Source organism: Heyndrickxia shackletonii (genome assembly GCF_001420715.1).
Classification (GTDB): domain Bacteria; phylum Bacillota; class Bacilli; order Bacillales; family Bacillaceae_C; genus Margalitia; species Margalitia shackletonii.
Genome location: NZ_LJJC01000004.1, coordinates 3057718 through 3075476 on the forward strand (window position 1 = coordinate 3057718; position 17759 = coordinate 3075476).

Annotated in this window: 21 protein-coding genes; all 21 read right to left on the bottom strand. The window is 35.8% G+C overall.

Going from position 1 to position 17759, the window contains the following annotated elements:
• Window positions 1-108 precede the first annotated feature (108 nt).
• Complete coding sequence (locus AN964_RS14635; protein ID WP_055740389.1) at window positions 109-600, bottom strand: chemotaxis protein CheD; 492 nt, start codon at window positions 598-600, stop codon at window positions 109-111.
• Window positions 597-1232 carry a chemotaxis protein CheC gene (locus AN964_RS14640; protein ID WP_055740390.1) on the bottom strand — a complete coding sequence of 212 codons (636 nt, stop codon included), beginning with the start codon at window positions 1230-1232 and terminating at the stop codon, window positions 597-599. The genes AN964_RS14635 and AN964_RS14640 overlap by 4 nt, the downstream gene beginning before the upstream one ends.
• 13 nt (window positions 1233-1245) lie before the next feature.
• A complete protein-coding gene (locus AN964_RS14645; protein WP_055740391.1) occupies window positions 1246-1692 on the bottom strand; it encodes a chemotaxis protein CheW in 447 nt (148 codons plus the stop codon).
• A 68-nt stretch (window positions 1693-1760) separates the two neighbouring features.
• On the bottom strand, window positions 1761-3791 hold the full coding sequence (locus AN964_RS14650) for a chemotaxis protein CheA (protein WP_055740392.1): 2031 nt from the start codon (window positions 3789-3791) through the stop codon (window positions 1761-1763).
• A 15-nt stretch (window positions 3792-3806) separates the two neighbouring features.
• Window positions 3807-4889, bottom strand: coding sequence for a protein-glutamate methylesterase/protein-glutamine glutaminase (locus AN964_RS14655; protein WP_055740393.1), 1083 nt, complete (start codon window positions 4887-4889; stop codon window positions 3807-3809).
• Window positions 4889-5764 (bottom strand): MinD/ParA family protein, encoded by an 876-nt coding sequence (locus AN964_RS14660; protein WP_055740394.1) that lies wholly within the window; start codon window positions 5762-5764, stop codon window positions 4889-4891. Before AN964_RS14660 ends, AN964_RS14655 begins: the two co-directional genes overlap by 1 nt.
• Window positions 5764-6897, bottom strand: coding sequence for a flagellar biosynthesis GTPase FlhF (flhF, locus tag AN964_RS14665; RefSeq protein ID WP_055740395.1), 1134 nt, complete (start codon window positions 6895-6897; stop codon window positions 5764-5766). Before flhF ends, AN964_RS14660 begins: the two co-directional genes overlap by 1 nt.
• Complete coding sequence (gene flhA, locus AN964_RS14670; protein WP_055740396.1) at window positions 6894-8930, bottom strand: flagellar biosynthesis protein FlhA; 2037 nt, start codon at window positions 8928-8930, stop codon at window positions 6894-6896. Before flhA ends, flhF begins: the two co-directional genes overlap by 4 nt.
• A 42-nt stretch (window positions 8931-8972) precedes the next feature.
• Window positions 8973-10055, bottom strand: coding sequence for a flagellar biosynthesis protein FlhB (gene flhB / locus AN964_RS14675; RefSeq protein WP_152982390.1), 1083 nt, complete (start codon window positions 10053-10055; stop codon window positions 8973-8975).
• A complete protein-coding gene (fliR, locus tag AN964_RS14680; RefSeq protein WP_055740398.1) occupies window positions 10055-10828 on the bottom strand; it encodes a flagellar biosynthetic protein FliR in 774 nt (257 codons plus the stop codon). Before fliR ends, flhB begins: the two co-directional genes overlap by 1 nt.
• Before the next feature lie 4 nt (window positions 10829-10832).
• A complete protein-coding gene (fliQ, locus tag AN964_RS14685; RefSeq protein WP_055740399.1) occupies window positions 10833-11102 on the bottom strand; it encodes a flagellar biosynthesis protein FliQ in 270 nt (89 codons plus the stop codon).
• Between the two features lie 14 nt (window positions 11103-11116).
• Window positions 11117-11782 (bottom strand): flagellar type III secretion system pore protein FliP, encoded by a 666-nt coding sequence (gene fliP / locus AN964_RS14690; RefSeq protein WP_055740400.1) that lies wholly within the window; start codon window positions 11780-11782, stop codon window positions 11117-11119.
• The gene (locus tag AN964_RS14695; protein ID WP_055740401.1) at window positions 11775-12449 is read right to left on the bottom strand and encodes a flagellar biosynthetic protein FliO; all 675 of its coding nucleotides are present in this window, start codon (window positions 12447-12449) and stop codon (window positions 11775-11777) included. Before AN964_RS14695 ends, fliP begins: the two co-directional genes overlap by 8 nt.
• A gap of 75 nt (window positions 12450-12524) precedes the next feature.
• Window positions 12525-12887, bottom strand: a complete 363-nt coding sequence (locus tag AN964_RS14700) for a response regulator (protein WP_055740402.1) — start codon at window positions 12885-12887, stop codon at window positions 12525-12527.
• Between the two features lie 19 nt (window positions 12888-12906).
• Complete coding sequence (fliY, locus tag AN964_RS14705; protein WP_055740403.1) at window positions 12907-14097, bottom strand: flagellar motor switch phosphatase FliY; 1191 nt, start codon at window positions 14095-14097, stop codon at window positions 12907-12909.
• Window positions 14084-15082: a flagellar motor switch protein FliM gene (gene fliM, locus AN964_RS14710; protein WP_055740404.1), complete on the bottom strand. Its 999-nt coding sequence runs from the start codon at window positions 15080-15082 to the stop codon at window positions 14084-14086. Before fliM ends, fliY begins: the two co-directional genes overlap by 14 nt.
• A 35-nt stretch (window positions 15083-15117) precedes the next feature.
• A complete protein-coding gene (fliL, locus tag AN964_RS14715) occupies window positions 15118-15543 on the bottom strand; it encodes a flagellar basal body-associated protein FliL (RefSeq protein WP_055740405.1) in 426 nt (141 codons plus the stop codon).
• Window positions 15533-15754, bottom strand: coding sequence for a flagellar FlbD family protein (locus tag AN964_RS14720; protein ID WP_055740406.1), 222 nt, complete (start codon window positions 15752-15754; stop codon window positions 15533-15535). Before AN964_RS14720 ends, fliL begins: the two co-directional genes overlap by 11 nt.
• 45 nt (window positions 15755-15799) lie before the next feature.
• Window positions 15800-16594 carry a flagellar basal body rod protein FlgG gene (gene flgG, locus AN964_RS14725; RefSeq protein WP_055740407.1) on the bottom strand — a complete coding sequence of 265 codons (795 nt, stop codon included), beginning with the start codon at window positions 16592-16594 and terminating at the stop codon, window positions 15800-15802.
• Between the two features lie 108 nt (window positions 16595-16702).
• Window positions 16703-17098, bottom strand: coding sequence for a TIGR02530 family flagellar biosynthesis protein (locus tag AN964_RS14730; protein WP_055740408.1), 396 nt, complete (start codon window positions 17096-17098; stop codon window positions 16703-16705).
• 14 nt (window positions 17099-17112) lie between these two features.
• Window positions 17113-17751 (bottom strand): flagellar hook assembly protein FlgD, encoded by a 639-nt coding sequence (flgD, locus tag AN964_RS14735; protein ID WP_055740409.1) that lies wholly within the window; start codon window positions 17749-17751, stop codon window positions 17113-17115.
• Window positions 17752-17759: the final 8 nt, after the last annotated feature.

Below are 17759 nucleotides of genomic sequence, written 5' to 3' on the forward strand. Positions count from 1 at the left end.
ACGGAGTTTCGGGGCATCTTTTCTTAAAAAAGTATCCGTTCATAACCTAAAAACGTTATAAATATGGTTTTCATGTACAAAATAGCGACATAGTTTAAGAAAAAAGCCTTAAATAAAACGAATTCCTTGGTTAACCGATTTGATTTGTAATAGAAATGTATTAGGATCGAATTCTATCGTTCTACCAGAATTCCCACCAGTTTCTTCCGAAAGTAATTCTATTCCTTCTGATTTTAAGGCGTTTTTTACCGCTTCCACATTACGCGGCCCTATCTTCATGAAATCATTGGAGGATGAAAACGAAAACATCTCCGCACCGCCAGCTATTTTTGCTTTTAAATGAAGCTTTTTACATCCGTTTTTTATTAATCTCTCTGTTAATTCCTTAATAGCAGTATCTGCAAACTTTGCTTTATTAATTTCCTTCTGGGCTTTGGCGATACCTGAATCCGGTAACATAACATGCACTAGACCGGCAATCGCCAGGAATGGATCATATATGATAACTCCTACACATGAGCCTAATCCTGTTGTCCTAATTGTATTAGGTGAGTGAACGATATTCATATCCGCTATTCCCACCTTCACCACTTCGCTCATATTTCCACCCCTAAAGCTTGGAAAATCGTTTGGAAGGAGTCAGGATTTGGAAGAAGAAAAAATTGGCCGTTCATGGTATCTCCGAACCCGTCATGTTCATCACTTAGACTTGTATCTATCACAATGGCATAATCACTAGTTTGAGATAGCTCGATTAAACCATGACTAATAATGGCTCCGAACATATCGAAGCAAACCAAGGGAACGGATGGATACAGTTCAAGCTTTGTGAAATTGGATAAAGCAGTTAAATAGGAACCAGCCAATATATTCCCTAATTCCTGAAATGCGGAGATGCCCAATTCAGAAAGGGCTGGTTGCCTTATGGAAAAGTGAGCATCACCAGTCATTTGTCTAATAAAATTCTCACACTGTTTGATGGATAGTATAAAAAACATGTAGCCTGAAGCATCACCTTCAATTTGAAGAAGCACGCAGGCAACTATATTTTCCGATCCACCTGCCATTTCCATCATTTCCGTGAAGGATTCGATACTTACTTTCGGAACGTTCATATCGATTTTTTTATTTAAAACAATAGACAAGGATGTTGCAGCATGTGCTGCACCAATATTACCTATCTCTTTAAGGATATCTAAATGCACACTTGTAATTTTATCTTCTAAACCCATTTGTATTTTTCCCCTAAATTAATGGACTTACTATCTTTTCTAAACTCATAATCATAATTAATCTCTTATTAAGATTTGCAACGTTTGAAATAAATTCCGCCTTTACAGAATTCACGACTTCAGGCTGAGGCTCAATGGATTCCATTGGGATATCTATTACATCATTCGCACTGTCTACCATTAACCCAACTTCAATATTATCCATCGACACAATGATCATTCTTGTTTTTTCGGTCGTTTCAATTTCTCCAATTCCTAACCTATTTTGTAAATCAATAATCGGGATGATGACTCCTCGTAAATTAATCACACCTTTTATAAAAGAGGCTGTATTGGGTACACGCGTAATATGTAAAACCCTTTCAATTGCTCTAACCTGCCCAACAGGAATCGCATATTCATTCCCTTTTAATTGGAAAACAATCATTTTATTTTCCGTTTGTTCCACTACATCCATCATAATATAACACTCCAATATCAACATTTTTTTGAGTTATGAAGGTGAATTTCATATTTACTTCAGGTTCTCTACTTTATCAATGAATTACAATCAACGATTAATGCTACTTGGCCATCTCCTAAAATGGTGGCACCGGAAATAGCGAAAACATTTAGTAAATAATTGCCTAAGGATTTAAGAACGATTTCCTGTTGTCCAATAAATGAATCGACAACTAAGGCAGCTGCTTTTTCACCTTTTCTCACAATGATCACCGAAGTATATTCGCTGTTATCTTCAGCATCCGGCACATCAAAAGTATCTTTAAGAAATACAAGTGGTACAACTTTACCGCGGAAATCGATTACCTTCTGATCATGAGCGGTTAAAATATCTGATTCTTTAATAATAGCAGTTTCAATAATGGATGATAATGGTATAGCAAATTTTTCATTGCCAATCTCAACTAACATGACAGAAATAATTGATAGTGTTAAAGGAAGCTGAATGATAAATACAGAGCCTGAACCTTCGTTTGAATCAATTGTAATGGAACCGCCAAGAGATTCTATCGTCGATTTTACAACATCAAGGCCTACCCCTCGACCAGATATATCGGAAATTTTATCTGCGGTAGAAAATCCTGATGACATTATAAGCTCAAATACTTGCTTATCCGATAAGGAGTGAGCTTCATTTTCGAGAATAACTCCTTTAGAAATCGCCTTTTGTAATACTTTTTCACGATTTATACCCGCACCATCATCAGAAATTTCGATAAATACATGGTTACCGCTATGATAAGCCTTCAACGTAATGGTTCCATCTTCACTTTTTCCATTCTGCAAACGGACATCCGGTGTTTCGATACCATGGTCCAGGGCATTTCTTAGCAAATGTACTAATGGATCGCCAATTTCATCAATTACAGTTCGGTCAAGTTCTGTTTCAGCACCGATAATTTCCAAATTAATTTTCTTATTTAAATCCCTTGCAAGCTGTCTAACCATTTTTGGAAAACGATTAAATACCGTTTCAACGGGAACCATTCTCATATTTAAAATAATATTTTGCAAGTCACCGGAAATTCGGGACATTCTTTCCACTGTTTCATGTAATTCAGGATTATTAAGGTCCTTAGAAATTTGTTCTAATCTGCCTCGATCAATTACCAGTTCCTCAAAAAGATTCATCAAGACATCTAATCTTTCAATATTAACTCTGATCGTTTTGTTCGTATGAGTTACTTGTTGCGTTCCATTTTTCGTTTCCTTTTGCTTTTTATCCGTTAAAGCTGTTGATTGCTGATTTTTATCTTTATTTTCAATAATTTCCTTGTCATTATCGTCTGGTTGATCCAAATTGATCGGAACGATGATTACATTTTCAACCTCTGATACCTTCATTACTTTTTGCCTTATATCTTCTATCTGTTCATTTGTTATCAACACAACGGTAAAAGAACTATCAAAATTCTCCTCTTCCAGCATTTCCACTGTCGGATTTGATTTTATAACATCACCGCATTTTTCCAATACTTCAAAGACCATAAAAACTCTCGCTACTTTTAATAAACAATCCGTTCTCAAGCCAACTGTAATTTCAATGCATTCATAGCCTTGTTCCTTTGATTGCTGAATCACGGTTTGTTCAAACTCATCATATTTCATATTCGATTCAGTTGCTTCCAATGCTACACCAGCAGCAATTTCCTGAGCGGCTACAGTACTTTCTATTGATTCGCCTTTTTCAATTTTATGTAGCTGGTCCAAAACCTTACTTACATCTCTTTTTCCATCTCCGCCTGAGGCAATGGATTCTACCATGATTTCTAAATCATCTACTGCAAGAAATACCACATCCAAAATCTCAGGTGTAACGGTGATGATACCATTTCTAATCCCATCTAACACATTTTCCATTTTATGCGTCAAATTTGCTAAATCTTCAAACCCCATTGTTGCAGACATACCTTTAAGAGTATGTGCGGAACGAAAAATTTCATTTACAATAGTTAGATCTTCAGGGTTTTTTTCAAGCAATAATAATTGTTCATTACAAGCCTGCAAATGCTCTTTACTTTCTTCAATAAACACTTCTAAATATTGACTTAATTCCATTTGCTCCACATCCTTTTACGGCAAATATTTCATAATTGCTTGTGAAATTTTTTCTAAATCTTCTACTTCGTCTACTAGATTAGTAGCAATAGCTGCTTTTGGCATTCCAAATACAATACAGCTATTTTCTGATTCAGCAATTGCTTTAACAGTTCCTTTTTTCTTCAACTCTATCAAACCTTGTGCACCGTCTGAACCCATCCCTGTCATAATGACTGCAATCTTATCATAATTTGGCAATTGGCTGATTGATTGAAACATAATATCAACAGAAGGTCTATGTCCATTTAATGGGGGAGCTTGATTTAACTGAACAACAATGTTTGTACCTAGCTGTTTCACTTGTAAGTGAAAGTCACCTGGTGCAATATATGCAGTTCCTTTTTGTATTACTTCTCCCTCTTCGGCCTCTTTTACATGGATCTTACTCAGTGTATTTAAACGATTTGCCAATGATTTTGTAAAACCGGCTGGCATATGCTGGACAATGAGTATTGGTGCTTCTAAATTCTCAGGAAAGCCTGCTAATAGTTTCTGCAATGCCCTAGGTCCCCCAGTCGATATGCCAATACAAATTAATTTATTTCTTCCCTGTGACCACTTACTCATTCTTCGGATTTCAACTTTGAATGATGCCTGCGGTCTTTCGGGAACTAATAATTGTTTCGTTTCTGACGGATAACGAAGGTTTTGAATATTAGCTTTACTAGCCGATTTTACCTTTTGAATTAAATCGTCTTTTACCTTTTCAAGATCCAAGGATATACTTCCAGATGGTTTCGTAACAAAATCAATCGCCCCATAATGCATAGCAAGTATTGTATTTTCGGCACCTAACTTGGTTGTACTTGATAGCATAATGATCGGTGTTGGGTTATCATTCATGATATTTTGTAATGCCTGGATCCCATCCATAATAGGCATTTCTATGTCAAGAGTAATAACATTCGGTCGAAGTTTTTTTACCTTTTCGATCGCATCCAGACCATTTCTGGATGTACCGACTACTTCAATATTTTGATCGCTTTCCAATATATCAGTAATTAGTTTTCTCATAAATGCAGAATCATCTACAACAAGTACTTTAATCCTCTCCACTACCCGACCCTGCCTTTCGAAAAAAAGTTTCTGAATTTGTGTATAAATCCATTCGATGTTCCCGATTGAAAGGTGGAATCTCCAGTGTTTCCCAAGTATTGTTCAACCATTTTTTCTAATTTAATTGAAATGTTCGAATTTGGAAAAGCCCGACAAAATGGCGTCTGAAGCTTTACTGCCTTTCTAACATGTGTATCCTCCGGTAGTACTCCTAATAAACGAACATCTTTTTGCAAAAACTTATTTACCGTTAATTGTAACCTTTCTAATGTATATAAACCTTCTTTTTCCTTTTCCGCACGATTGCAGATTAAGTAAAATGGATGTGCAGACTCCAAATTGCTAATATACTTCATCATCGAATAGGCGTCTGTAATCGAGGTTGGTTCAGGTGTTGTCACTACGACAATATCATCAACAGATAAAAGGATTTGCAAATTAGAATTAGTCGCACCCGCTCCCATATCAAAAATAATATAATCATAGAGATGCTGCAGCTGCTCAAGCCCTTCCATTAAACGAGAAACCATATTTTGATCCAATTCAATTATATTGGTAAACCCGTTGCCTGCTGAAATATACGAAACATTATCAGCGCCTTCATAGATTATCTCCTGTAAAGATATTTCCTCGTATAAAAAATCTGATATTGTTTTAGTTGCTTCTGTCCCTAAAAGTACATGGATATTGCCCATGCCAATATCAAAATCAAATAATAAAACTTTTTTCCCTTTTCTAGCTAATAATAAAGCTATATTAATGGAAATGTTTGATTTTCCAACTCCACCTTTACCGCTTACAACGGCCAATGTTTTAGCTGTTTGACTATATTTATTTTTTAATTTCTCCCTGAGTTTTTCGGCTTGGTCTTTCATTAACTTTTACCCTCAAAGACATGTTTTACAAGACATGCTGGTGTTGCCGCCTGTATATCATCCGGGACATCTTGGCCATATGTTAGATATGCAGTCCCTATCTGATAATCCAGCATTATATTCAGTATGGAACCGTAGGTGGTTGTTTCATCTAGTTTTGTAAATATTAAATGATCAATCTTAATGGATCCGAAGCTATCAATAATGGCTCTTATATCCTCCTCTTTCATTGTTAAGCTGAGGGTAAGAAGAGTCTCCATTTCTTTACTGAAATCAATAACCTTTTTCAATTCCTCAATATACTGTAATTCACGATAGTTTCTTCCGGCAGTATCTATAAAAATCATGTCAAAATCCTTAAACTTTTCAAGTGCTTGCTCGAAGTCTGAAAGATTATAAACTACTTCAACCGGAACTTGTAATAAATTTGCATAGGTTTTTAACTGTTCAATTGCTGCTATTCGATATGTATCCGTTGTTATAAAAGCAACTTTTTTTTGCCTGTCAATAACAGCATTTGCGGCCATTTTTGCTAAAGTAGTTGTTTTACCTACTCCAGTGGGACCAACTAAATTAATATACTTTTTGGATTTAGCCAAGGCTTTGGAATAAAAAGGAGCAAACACTTCTTCAAAATATTGCTTTCCCCATTTGAATACTTCTGATTCCATTGGTTCTTCAGCTGACGTACGCCATTTCTTTAATAACTGGTCTGCACATAGCTGAATATATTTGTTGGAAATTCCTTGATTGTCCATGAAAACAAGAAACTTTTGAATAGGAAGCGGATAATGATCAAAAGTAACAGCTTTCGAATTAGAAGATAACACCTCTACCATTTTTTTTAAATCATGAAGTTCTTTTTGAATTCCATTATTGTTAAGTTTTTCAATATCCTTGACACCAGCATTTGTTGGTACATTTATTTGTTTTTCTTTTAGCTTTACTTGACTATGAGGTGCTTGCGGGTCTATGGCAGCAATGATCTCAAACTGCTTTTTTCGAAACAAACCTATAAATCCGCCTGTATATGCAACTTTTGAATTTAAAATAACTGCTTCTTCACCAAGTTCTGCTCGAACTTGTTTCATTGCTTCTGTCATATTAGCGGCAACATATTTTTTTACCTTCATTCTACATTCACCACCCCTATACTTTGGACTTCAACGTTGGCTTCCAGTTCATTATAAGAAAGTATTGGAATCTGTGGAAAATATCGTTCAGTTACTTGCCTTACATACATTCGTACTGCTGGAGAACATAGGATGATAGGTTGAATCCCCATAGAAGATTGCTGTTCAACTTGTTTTGCGATAGCTTCTAACATACTTTGTGAATCATTCGGATCAATCGCTAAATAATTCCCATGCTCTGTTTGCTGAACACCATCTGCTATCATTTTTTCGATTTTTCCCGACAGAGTAATAACCTTTAAAGTATTACCGTTCTCAGCAAATTGATTTGTAATTTGTCTAGCAAGTGCTTGCCTTACATATTCCGTTAATAAATCAGTATCCGAGGTCATTTTTCCAAAATCAGCAAGAGTTTCGAAAATAATCGTTAAATTTCGTATAGAAACATGTTCTTTTAAAAGCTTTTGCAAAACCTTTTGGATTTCCCCAACAGATAATGGATTCGGCGTTACTTCTTCCACTAAAATCGGGAATGTTTCTTTCACATGATCAATTAGCTGTTTTGTCTCTTGTCTTCCCAATAATTCAAAAGCGTTTGTTCTCAATATTTCCGTTATATGGGTTGAGACTACAGATGGTGGATCGACAACAGTATAGCCATAAATCTCCGCTTGCTCCTTCGCAGATTCGGTTATCCATTTCGCAGGCAATCCGAAAGAAGGCTCAATCGTATCAATTCCCTCCACCATATCATCATCTATACCAGGACTCATGGCTAAATAATGATCGAGTAATAATTCACCTCGTCCCATTTCATTTCCTTTAATTTTCAATCGGTATTCATTTGGTTCGAGCTGAATATTATCTCTTATTCTCACAACAGGAATAACAATTCCTAATTCAAGAGCGAGCTGCCTTCTAATCATGACGATTCGATCTAATAAATCTCCGCCTTGATTAGTATCAGCTAGTGGAATCAACCCATATCCAAATTCAAATTCTATTGGATCGATATTTAGTAGATTAATAACACTTTCCGGGCTCTTCATTTCATCTGACTGAATAACCTCTTCCATTTCGGTGAGCTCTTCTTCGTTTTGTTTTGGCACACGTGAAAGTCGGAATGCCCCTATCGCCAAAGCACCTGCAATTGGAATCGTCAAAAAATCATTAATCGGTGTAGCAATCCCTAGTAGAAAAATCGTTGCAGCTGCAATATATAGCATTTTAGGAAAAGCTAAAAGTTGAGAAATAACATCCCTACCTAAGTTACCATCTGATGCGGCACGTGTAACAACGATACCTGTTGCCGTGGAAATAAGTAAGGCTGGTACCTGGCTGACAATACCATCACCAACTGTTAACAGCGAAAAGTGTTGCGCAGCTTCCGCTATTCCTAAACCTTGTTGAGTCATTCCGATAATAATCCCAAAAATTAGATTGATGGCTACGATAATAATACTGGCTATTGCATCACCTTTAACAAATTTACTTGCACCATCCATCGCACCATAAAAATCCGCTTCACGACCAACCTTTTCACGTCTTTGCCTTGCTTCTTGGTCAGAAATCATCCCTGCATTTAAATCTGCATCAATACTCATTTGTTTCCCCGGCATTGCATCAAGAGTAAATCTTGCTGCCACCTCGGAAACTCGCTCCGAACCTTTCGTAATAACAATAAATTGAATAATAATTAAGATTAAAAATACAACAAGTCCAACCAATATATTTCCACCGACTACAAAGGTACCGAAAGTCTCGACAACTCCACCTGCTTGACCTTTTGTTAATATAGCTCTTGTTGTAGATATATTTAATGCTAAACGGAACAATGTTAATAACAGTAAAAGCGAAGGAAACACCGAAAATTGCAATGGTTCTTTCATATTCATAGATGTTAATAATACGAGGAGAGCAAGAGAGATATTAATCAATATTAATACACTTAATAGCCATGTTGGAAAAGGTATAATCAACATAGCTACTACTAAAATAACACTAATGAGTACGGACATATCTCTTGCTGCCATTTTGTTTCCCCCCAGCTTTTAAGCCTTTTTTCTCAATTACAACTAAATTTTATTTTTTATTCGATAAACATAAGCCAGAATTTCTGCCACAGCCTTAAAGAATTCCTCAGGTATGGTATCTCCAATTTCGACCTGATCATATAAAGACCTTGCTAACGGACGATTTTCTATCATCATAATTTCATGTTCATTCGCGATCATCTTTATTTTTTGCGCGACATAATCAACGCCTTTGGCTATGACAAAAGGTGCATCCCTTTCATTTTCGTCATATTTTAAACAAATAGCATAATGTGTTGGATTCGTGATAATAACGTCAGCCTTTGGAACCTCTTGCATCATGCGACGCATGGCCATTTCCCTTTGTCTTTGTTTGATTTTTGACTTTATTAGTGGATCCCCTTCAGAATTTTTATACTCATCTTTTATATCTTGCTTTGACATTCTCAAGTTTTTTTCATACTCATATCGTTGATACAAATAATCTAGAATAGCTAAGAACAAAAGTGCAATGGAAGCAGCAAAACCCATTTGGAGGGTAAGACTTCCAATGATAGAGAGTGAATCACCAATTGATTTATAAGACAAGCTCAATACATCGTTCATTCTTCTCCAAAGAACAAAAAACGTCACGGTTCCAACAAATGCTATTTTCAATATGGATTTTAATAATTCCATTACAGACCGCATCGAAAATATCCGTTTAAAACCTTTTATTGGATCAATCTTTTCCAATTTTGGCTGCATCGTCTCACTAGTGAAAATAAAACCCACTTGTGCAAAATTAGATGCAATTCCTGCAAATAAGGCAACTGCCAAAATCGGACCGATAATATAAGCAATTTCTTTTAAAAGTTCCACTACTATCTTGTGGATGTTATTCTCCGTTAAATCCATTAGCATATAGTCTTGAAAGGAATGACGCAGAATCCCAAAAAGATGCGGGCCAATGAAAGATGTTCCAAATGATAAAAACATGAAAACAGCAAGCAAACCAATTGCCGTGTTTATATCCTGGCTTTTAGCAACTTGCCCTTTTTGTTTCGCATCCTGGCGTTTTTTCGGGGTTGCTTTTTCCGTTTTATCTCCAGAAAAATACTGCAAATCCAAACGAATCCACTTCATCATGAACCCCCAATTAATTTCATAAGATCCCTCATCGTGTAAAACATATACTGAAACAAGTGTTGGCAAACTGAGAAAATAACTCCCATAACTACGATAAGAATAATAAAACTTACACCGATTTTAATAGGGAAACCAACCACAAATATATTTAGCTGCGGTACTGTTCTTGCCACAATTCCTAATGCAACATCGACTAAAAACAAGGCCGCCACGACAGGAATCGACATTTGAAAAGCAATGATGAACATCTTGCTGAAGGTTTTTATAATAAATTCAGCTAAATTCGGATCCCCGAAAGGAATCATTTTATCGATTGGAATAAACTGATAACTATAGAAAATACCATCTAAAATAAGATGATGTCCATTCAAGACTAGTAATAGTAAAATAGCAAAACTATATAAATATTGACCTATTAAGGGACTTTGCGTACCTGTCATCGGGTCTATAACATTAGCAATCGAGAATCCCATTTGGAAATCTATGAATCCTCCGGCTATTTGAATCGCGGAAAAAATTAAATAAGCGATAAAACCGATAAAGAGTCCAACCATTGCCTCTTTTATAATTAACATAAAATACTTTCCATCTATCGCTAATGGATGGATATCTATGGAATAATACATTAACCATGCTAATACAGCCGCAAACCCTATTCGATGCATAGCTGGAATTGTTTTATAAGAAAATAGCGGCATGGTGACAAAAAAAGCCGATACCCTCATGAATATTAATAAAAAAATAGAAAAAGAAGGAATAAGATTGTCCATTTTACTAACCTATATACCTAGTTAAATTCGAAAAAATATCACTTGCATAGGATAAGATATGACTTAGCATCCATGGCCCAAAAAAGATTATGCCAATTAATACCGCAACTATTTTCGGAACAAATGCTAAGGTCTGTTCCTGTATTTGCGTTGTTGCTTGAAAAATACTTACAAGCAACCCGACTAGGAGAGCTATGATCAGTAATGGGCCAACTGTGATTAAGGTAATATAGACTCCTTTTTCTGCTATGGAGATAACCGTTTCTTGACTCAACATTTTCACCTACTCTAAAAGCTTTGTAACAATGATTTGACGACCAGATACCATCCATCTACCAAAACAAACAATAAAATCTTAAATGGCAAAGAGATCATTACTGGCGGCAGCATCATCATCCCCATAGACATTAAAACACTAGCAACCACCATATCTATCACCAGAAAAGGAATAAATATCATAAAGCCAATTTGAAACGCTGTTTTTATTTCACTTATCGCAAATGCTGGGACAAGTGCTGTCATAGGAATATCTTCCATTTTTTTAGGTTGTTTTGCATGAGAATAATCAAGAAACAGCTGAAGATCTTTTTCTCTTGTATATTTGCTCATGAATTCTTTAAAAGGAACCGAAGCTTTATCATATGCCTGCTCTAACGTAATCTTATTATCAAATAGAGGAGTTAGTGCTTGTTCGTTTACTTGATGAAAGGTCGGCGCCATGATAAAAAAGGTCAAGAACAAAGATAGGCCGATAATCACCTGATTAGGAGGCATTTGCTGAGTGGCCAGTGATGTCCTCACAAACGATAACACAATGACAATTCTTGTAAAGGAAGTCATTAATATTAAAATACCAGGTGCAACAGAGAGAACCGTTAATAAAAGAAATAATTTTACTGCTGTCGAAACATGTTCAGGTGAACTATTATTAAAAATACTCATAAACTCATTCATCTGAATGCTTCTCCTTTTTATCCAATTCTCTCATCATGTTGTTTCTATCCTTTTTAATATTTGATAATTGTTCCTTTAATAAGCTCTGAAAAGACGGCTGTTGTTGCGATGTTTCCGTATTCCTTTTTAACCCATTTATGCGTTTGGATAATTTACTTACAATATCTCTTGGCTCCATGGATCTTTCCATGTCCGCATCATACTGTTTGATAAAATCATCTATTTCTGTTTGATCATCTATTTCTTTCAATAACCGAATATCTTCACCAACACCCAAAATTAATATCCGTTTTCCTGCTTTTACAATCTGTAAGGAACGGTTTCCGCCAAGCGATGTACCACCAAAATTTTGCACAAACCGATTTTGCTGATAGGACCGGCTTTTCTTATTAATAAATTTCAGTAAATAGTATAATAATGCGATAACAACTATAAGTGCAAAAATCATTTTTACAACGTCCAAAAATGAAATAACTGGACTGCCTGAATCAGCATTAGTTTTATTTTCTTTTTGTGTGTCGCTGCTTTTCTTTGGAGTTTGTTGGTCCTTATTTTTTTGAAACATTTGATTTACATAGGTTGTCTCTGCATGGACAGTTTGATATTGTCCATACAGAGGAATAAAAAGAAAGATGACCATTAATATTTTCAATAAATTTCTAAACAATCTATAGACACCTTCTTATTTGTTTGCATATGGTTTAGATTATCGAATGTTCTTCCTTAAAACATTTCCCATACATTATGCTAACGTTTTTTGAATAGCCTCAATTACTCGATCTGCTTGAAATGGTTTCACAATAAAATCCTTAGCACCAGCTTGAATGGCATCGATTACCATAGCCTGTTGACCCATTGCAGAGCACATGATCACCTTTGCATTTGGATCAATTCCTTTGATTTCCTTCAATGCAGAAATTCCATCCATTTCAGGCATGGTAATATCCATTGTGACAAGATCCGGTTTTAATTCCTTATATTTTTCAACTGCTTGTGCACCATCTGCAGCTTCCCCAACTACATCAAAGCCATTCTTCGTTAAAATATCCTTAACCATCATTCTCATAAACGCTGCATCATCAACGATTAAAATTCTGTTTGCCATTTCTATTACCCCGCTTACTTCATTTTAATTTTTTGATTCGATCTGTTTGGCTTACGATTTCTGTTATTCGTACACCAAAATTCTCATCTATTACAACAACTTCACCTTGAGCGATAAGTTGATTGTTTAACAAAATATCTACCGGTTCTCCGGCAAGCTTGTCTAATTCAATAATGGATCCTGAACCAAGCTCCAATATATCTTTAACTGTTCTGCTAGTCCGCCCTAATTCAACTGTTACCTGAAGCGGAATATCAAGCAGCATGTTAAGATTCTTTGTTTCAGGCACTTGAACAGGTACTTCCTGGAAATTAGAAAATACTGCTGGTTGTACATTAATATTGCTTTGCGGTTTTTCTTTTGTTGGGCTTGATGCCGTTGCAAAAGAAGAAGTAGGGACCGCTGTATTTTGCATGGACGGCGAATAATCCGGATATGCTGCAGAATTTACAGTTTCTTGACTCATCGTCTGCGTAAAACTTGTATTTGTTTCAGGTTGTGTTATTCCATTATCAGGCTGACTTGGTTCATCATTGTTCATCAGATCATAAACTAAGCTTTTCGCAAAGTCTAACGGAATTACTTGCATTATGGATGAATCTATTAATGTACCAATTCTTAATCGAAACGAAATTTTTACTAGCAATTCTTGATTAGGCAGAGTTTCAGTTCCTGATCCGACTGCGAAATCGATTATATCAACAACCGGTGGTGAAATATCAACACGCTTATTAAAAACGGTAGACATGGAAGTTGCTGCAGATCCCATCATTTGATTCATTGCTTCCTGAACAGCACTAAGTTGAATTTCATCCATCATTTCTCCAGGATTTTCTCCCGTCCCACCGAGCATCAAATCTGCAATAATAGCAGCATCGGATTGTTTTATCACTAATAAATTCATTCCAGTGAATCCTTCTGTATACCTTACTTGGATGGCAACATGTGGATGTGGAAATTCATCTTTTAAATCTTCCCGCTTTATAATAGTTACTTCTGGTGTGGTTATATCAACTTTTTGGGATAGCAGTGTAGAAAGTGCTGTTGCAGAACTCCCAAATGATATATTACCAATTTCGCCCAGTGCATCTTTTTCCATTAAGGATAAATAATCTTCTACGCTCATTTCCTGAACATCTTCACTATCGTCGGCAGTTCCTTTTAAAAGAGCATCTATTTCTTCTTGTGATAGCATATTACTCACTGTCATCATCCCCCCCTCTTAATACTTCCAAAATTTGGATAGCCATTCTTTTTCCAACGATACCAGGCTGTCCTACAAACTTTGTTGTTCCTTCAATATTAATTTTGATTGGATCATCAATCTTCTGAACTAGTGGGATGATATCCCCTTTGTCCAGATTTAAAAAATCTTCAATCGTAATTTCAGAAGAACCTAATTGTGCCACTAATGGGATGAATGCATTCTTAAGCTTCTTTTCCATCAATTCCGTCTGGGCAGGTTCTCTTTCCTTATGATTTGTCTGCATCCAATAATGGACCGAAAGCTTTGGAATAATCGGCTCCAGTGCAACATGCGGGATACATAAATTAATCATTCCGCTGGCATCACCAATCGTTGTATTCATTGAAATGACCACGACGGTTTCATTTGGTGACACCATTTGCAGAAATTGAGGATTTACCTCAAACTCAGACAAGTATGGATCAATATCCACCATATTTGCCCACGCCTCTTGATAATTCTCAAATGCCCGATCAAACATGTTAGACATAATCCTTTTTTCTATTTCCGTCAGGTTATCAACCTTATTGACACTTGTTCCTTTTCCACCCATGACACGATCCATCATCGCATAAGCGATATTAGGATTGATTTCCATTAAAATTCTGCCTTCTAATGGAGGAACCTCAAAAACATTTAAAATAGTCATTTTCGGAATGGAGCGAATAAATTCCTCATATGGAATTTGATCGGCGGATGCGACAGAGATTTGCACATAAGTTCTTAACTGTGCAGAAAAGAAAGTCGTTAGTAATCTTGCAAAATTTTCGTGGATTCTGGTTAAGCTTCTAATCTGATCCTTTGAAAATCGCAAGGCTCTTTTAAAATCATAAACTTTAACCTTTTTAGCTTCTTCTTCTTTCTTTATATCCTCTGCATTCATTTCACCAGTGGAAAGTGCAGAGAGCAAAGCATCAATTTCATTTTGCGATAATACTTCACCTGACAATGTTCCCACCTCCTTTTAATATGCACTTCATGTTTTTATTGAATAACATAAGAGGTGATGTATACATTAACAACTTTACCATTTTGCATAATTTTAGATATCTTATCCTTCAAGGCCATTCTTAATTTGTCTTTCCCTTTTTGACCATCTAAATCATTAGGGCTCATTTCCGATAATTGATCAATAATAATATTTTTGACCTGAAAATCTCTCTTTGTCAGCTCTTCTTGTGCTTTTTTGCTGTCTGTTTCCAATTTGAAAGAAATTTTTATAAAGTTATTGGTCTTTAGATTAGTGGTGATTTCTGGTACATCTACTGACTGTTTTAGAACTTCATCAATGGAAGGTGCTTTATTAGCACTTGTATGATCTAATTTATAAATAACAATAATTGCTACTGCTCCTGCTAATAAGATTACTAATAATAATATTAACATCGTTCTCATCATTTTATTTTTCATCTAATCCACCTCCCATGTTAGTGCTGCCAAGTATATTTATAGATTGATAGAATAAGATTATTTGTTTATGTATATTGTCTTCATCTTCCAGCACCACAAATTTATGGCCGTTTGTTAAAGTAATCGTCGTATCGGGAAAGGATTCGATCGTTTCGATATATAGCGCATTGATTTGAAACTTCTTACCGTTTAATCGTGTAACTGTGATCATATTATCAGGACTAAGAGGTGAGTCTTAGTCCTGTCCCTCCCTATCTTAATGTTTTAAATTGACTAATTCTTGAAGAATTTCATCAGATGTTGTTATAATTCTAGTATTTGCTTGGAAACCACGTTGAGCTACGATCATTTCTGTGAATTCTTCGGAAAGGTCTACGTTGGACATTTCTAAATAACCTGCATTTACGGAGCCACGCCCCCCACTATTAGCAACTCCATCTTGAGGTGCTCCAGAGTTTTGGTTATCTTTCAATAAATTACCACCAACCCTCGTTAAACCTGCTGGATTATTAAATTTCACTATACTAATAGTACCTAGATTAACCGCATTTCCACTTGCATCAACCCCCGTTACTACACCAGAAGAGTTAATATCAAAGCTTGAATAAGTGCTGCTTGGAATTGTAATATTTCCACCACCATTTTTTTGAACAAAGTAACCATCACTATTCACTAGGTTTCCATCTTTATCTAAGTAAAAATTCCCAGCACGTGTGTAATATGTTTGGTTACCATTTTTGACAGTAAAATAGCCATCTCCATCAATTGCAAGGTCTAGTGGCCGTCCAGTAGTTTGCATACTAGATTCAGTATCGACTATATCAATTGAACCTAAAGTAGATCCCAATCCTACTTGGATAGGATTTTTACCCCCAAGTCCACCTGATGGGGCACTAGCTCCTGAAATCGACTGGCTAATTGCATCCTTAAAAGTTACACGACCTTTTTTGAAGCCGTAAGTATTTACGTTAGCGATATTGTTACCAATTACGTCTAATTTGGTTTGGAAGTTTTTCATTCCGCTTATTCCTGAGTACATTGAACGTAACATTGTTATTTTCCCCTTTCAGTCTTCTGCAAATTTCATAAGAATAGAGCTATTTCTAAAAACTGCTTCTCTCATTCCACAGTTTCAGCTTCCTTTTAGGTCCAGCTGTTTTTATTCAACTATAATAGCACCTGAAATGTTCGTGAAGATTTGTGAGCATGCTTCGTTTTTATCCATTGCAGTGATTACTGTATTATTTTTGGCACTAACGATAAGAGCAGCATCCTTCACTAAAACTAAAGAATCATTTACACCTTTTTGCTTCGCTTCCATTACCTTCATTGCAATTTTATCCCAAAGAGGCTGATCTATTTTTATCCCTCTTTGTTCCATCCTTATACTGGCATGTTTACTAATGGTAAGTTTCTCTGAATTATTTTTTAACGCCTCGTTAAAATGTTGTGAAAACGACGATTCTACTTTTTTATTTTGCTGATTTGGTTTCGGTAAAGTATTTTTTGGCGTAATTGGTTGTAATGGAACCTGATGAATAAAGGGCTTCACCATTCAACCACATCCTTTTAATTTTCTATTTTCGTTAATTGATCCGGTTTGATATTTTGATCGTTATCTAAACCTAATACTATTTCACCATTTTTTAATGCAGCTGATTTAACGATTGCACTTACTTCTTGATTTTGATCATCTAACCATGTCACTTTCTTGCCAATTAGATAACTAGCCTGGACTAAAGAATTATCTTTAGACTGGGCGTTTACCTGCGAAATATTAGCTGCATCTAATTCTGTTCCATCATCTAAAATAAACTTTGGCGCATTATTGACGAAACGAACCCCTGTTACGACACCCGTTCCTTGTGTTATAGTAGGTTGTCCATTAGGTTCACTACTTGGAGTAGATTTATGCCAAGTAACTTGTTTGCCTACAAATTGTGTATAATCTATTAATTGACTTTGTGTTTGCGAATCTACAAATTGCTGCATCGTCTGGTTCATGTTTGTCATTTGCTCTAACGATGAGAATGTAGCCATTTGTGCAATAAAATCTTTATCCTGCATCGGATTCATAGGATCCTGATTTTGCAATTGAACCATAAGGATTTTTAAAAAGTCGTCTTTTCCTAAAATATCTGAGCCTGTTTTTCGGTCAGCACTTTGTTTATTTGTGTATAGCAAACTTGGATCTATTGTGTTTCCCATAATCATCA